This is a genomic window from Pseudomonas sp. Sample_24, assembly GCF_004307605.1.
GTDB lineage: Bacteria > Pseudomonadota > Gammaproteobacteria > Pseudomonadales > Pseudomonadaceae > Aquipseudomonas.
In genome coordinates this window covers 1-2,928 of sequence record NZ_RCNW01000348.1, presented here as the reverse complement: position 1 = coordinate 2,928, position 2,928 = coordinate 1, and the positions used below count along the sequence as shown (strand labels likewise).

3 protein-coding genes and 1 pseudogene are annotated in these 2,928 nt (G+C 62.3%); all 4 read right to left on the bottom strand.

What is annotated here, in order from left to right; genetic code table 11:
- Positions 1-395 (bottom strand): DsbE family thiol:disulfide interchange protein (locus tag D8V06_RS20210; RefSeq protein WP_130931662.1); only part of this gene is annotated, 395 nt, incomplete at its 3' end.
- The gene (locus D8V06_RS20205; protein WP_130905234.1) at positions 392-2,380 is read right to left on the bottom strand and encodes a heme lyase CcmF/NrfE family subunit; all 1,989 of its coding nucleotides are present in this window, start codon (positions 2,378-2,380) and stop codon (positions 392-394) included. The genes D8V06_RS20210 and D8V06_RS20205, both read right to left, overlap by 4 nt.
- A 3-nt stretch (positions 2,381-2,383) precedes the next feature.
- Positions 2,384-2,839, bottom strand: a complete 456-nt coding sequence (ccmE, locus tag D8V06_RS20200) for a cytochrome c maturation protein CcmE (RefSeq protein WP_056852992.1) — start codon at positions 2,837-2,839, stop codon at positions 2,384-2,386.
- Positions 2,836-2,928 (bottom strand): annotated as a pseudogene (locus D8V06_RS20195) (heme exporter CcmD); the annotation flags it as partial. The pseudogene D8V06_RS20195 and the gene ccmE, both read right to left, overlap by 4 nt.

The window sequence follows — 2,928 nt, the reverse complement described above, 5'->3', positions numbered from 1 at the left end:
CCGAGGTTCAGGCCCAGGGTGCCGGCATCGTCGCGGATGTCCAGTTGATACGGGTTGTGGAATTCCGCCAGCCACTTCAAGGCATCGGCATTGACGTCCTTGTAGTTGATGCCGTAGATCACCACGCCCTTCTCGGCCAGTTTGTTCAGCACCGGGTGCTCGACCCGGCAGGAAATGCACCAGGTGCCCCAGACGTTGACCAGCGCCGGCTTGCCCAGAATGTCGGCGCGGGTCAGGGTTTTATCGCCCTGCACCGCTGGCAGGGAAAACTCCGGGAACGGCTTGCCGATCATGGCCGAAGGCAGCTCGGCCGGGTCCAGGTACAGACCGCGATAGAGGAACACCGCCACCAGCAGAAAAATCGCCAGCGGCAACAACATTAACCAACGCTTCATGCAGTGGCTCCCGACATGCCCAGTGCTTCACGCACGCGGCTTTTGACCTTGACGCGATAACGCCGATCCAGCGCCGCCAGCAACCCGCCCAGGCCCGTGAGCAAGCCACCGAACCAGATCCAGCGCACGAACGGTTTGACGTGCACGCGCACCGCCCAGGCGCCATCGCCCAGCGGCTCGCCCAGTGCGACGTAAAGGTCACGGGTGAAACCGGCGTCGATCCCGGCTTCGGTCATTACCGAGTTCTGCACGGTGTAGAGGCGTTTTTCCGGATGCAGCACGCTGATTTCCTTGCCATCGCGGATCACCCGTACGGTGCCCTTGTCGGACGTGAAGTTCGGACCTTCGAAGTGCTTGGCGCCTTCGAACACGAACTGGTAACCGCCCAAGTCCATCGATTCACCCGGCGCCAGGCGCAGGTCGCGTTCGGCACTGTTCTGGCTCGACAACACCACACCCAGCGCACACACGGCAATCCCCAGGTGCGCCACCTGCATGCCCCAATAGCTGCGGGTCAGGGTTGGCAGGCCTTTGATCAGGCCTTTGTGGCGCGTCTTGTCGAAGATGTCACGCACGCCGGCCAGCAACACCCAGGCGGCGAGCATGAAGGTCGCCAGCACTGCCCAATTGAAATCACCGTAGGCAACGCCGGCCACCACCGCCAGCGCGGCACTGCCGAGCAGCACCGGGGTCAGCATGCTGACCAGCCATTTCACCGGGGTGTCTTTCCAACGCACGATCACGCCGACCGCCATCACAAGCATCAGCAACGCCATCAGTGGAATGAACAGCGCGTTGAAGTACGGCGGGCCGACCGACAGCTTGGCGCCGGTCATGGCATCGAGAATCAACGGGTACAGCGTGCCGAGCAGGATCATCGACGCCGCCACCACCAGCACCAGGTTGTTACCCAGCAGCAAGGTTTCCCGGGACCACAGGTTGAAACCGACCTGACTCTTGACCACCGGTGCGCGCAAGGCGAACAGGGTCAGCGAACCGCCGACCACAAACAGCAGGAAGATCAGGATGAACACGCCGCGTTCCGGGTCGGAGGCGAAGGCGTGAACCGAGGTCAACACACCGGAACGCACGAGGAAAGTGCCCAACAGGCTCAACGAAAACGCAGCAATCGCCAGCAGCACGGTCCAGCTCTTGAACACGCCGCGTTTCTCGGTGACCGCCAGCGAGTGAATCAGCGCCGTGCCCACCAGCCAGGGCATGAACGAGGCGTTTTCCACCGGATCCCAGAACCACCAGCCGCCCCAGCCGAGTTCGTAGTAAGCCCACCACGAACCGAGGGTGATACCGATGCCAAGGAAAGCCCAGGCGACAATGGTCCACGGACGCGACCAACGCGCCCACGCCGCGTCGAGTCGCCCGCCCATCAACGCGGCGATGGCGAAAGCGAAGGCCACGGAGAAACCGACATAGCCCATGTACAGCATCGGCGGGTGCACGATCAGGCCGATGTCTTGCAGCAACGGGTTAAGGTCGGCGCCATCGCCGGGCACTTGCGGCAGGATGCGCTTGAACGGGTTCGACGTGAGAATCAGGAACAGCAGGAAACCGGTGCTGATCATGCCCATCACCGCCAAAACGCGGGCCAGCATGACTTGCGGCAACTGCCGGGAGAACACTGAGACGGCGAAGGTCCAGCCGCCGAGGATCAAGGCCCACAACAGCAATGAACCTTCGTGGGCGCCCCACACCGCGCTGAACTTGTAGTACCACGGCAACGCACTGTTGGAGTTATTGGCCACATAGGCCACGGAGAAGTCATCGACCATGAAGGCGTAGGTCAGGCAACCGAAGGCGAACAGCAAGAACGCGAACTGCCCCCACGCGGCTGGCTGGGCCAGGCTCATCCAGAAACGGTCACCGCGCCAGGCACCGATCAACGGCACCACGGCTTGAACCAGAGCGAAACACAGGGCCAGGATCATGGCCAAATGGCCAAGCTCGGGAATGAAGATGCCGGATGTCATGGATCAACCCTCCTTCGCGGGCGTTGGAGCCGATTGACCGCTGTCTTTCAACGCCTTGGTCACTTCCGGCGGCATGTACTTTTCATCGTGCTTGGCCAGCACTTCATCGGCCACCACTACGCCATCGGCATTGAGTTTGCCCAGGGCAACGATGCCCTGCCCTTCGCGGAACAGGTCCGGGAGGATGCCGCGATAAGCGATGGTCACGGATTTGTTGAAGTCGGTGACGACGAACTTCACGTCCAGCGAATCGCCGGAGCGCTGCAAGGAACCGGCCTCGACCATGCCGCCCGCGCGGATGCGCGTGTCTTGGGGGGCTTCGCCGTTGGCGATCTGGGTCGGTGTGTAAAACAGATTGATGTTCTGCTGCAGGGCACTCAGGGCCAGGCCGACGGCAGCGCCGACGCCGACCAGAATCGCCAGAATGATGATCAGACGCTTTTTACGCAGGGGATTCACTTGCCGTTCTCCCGGCGCAGACGACGCGCCTCTTGTTGCAGATACCGCTTGCGGGCCAGGATCGGCGCCGCCACGTTGAGGGCCAGCAC

Coding starts and splice junctions, on each gene's coding strand:
- D8V06_RS20205 (WP_130905234.1), bottom strand. CDS start 2,380: ATGACATCCGGCATCTTCATTCCCGAGCTTGGCCATTTGGCCATGATC.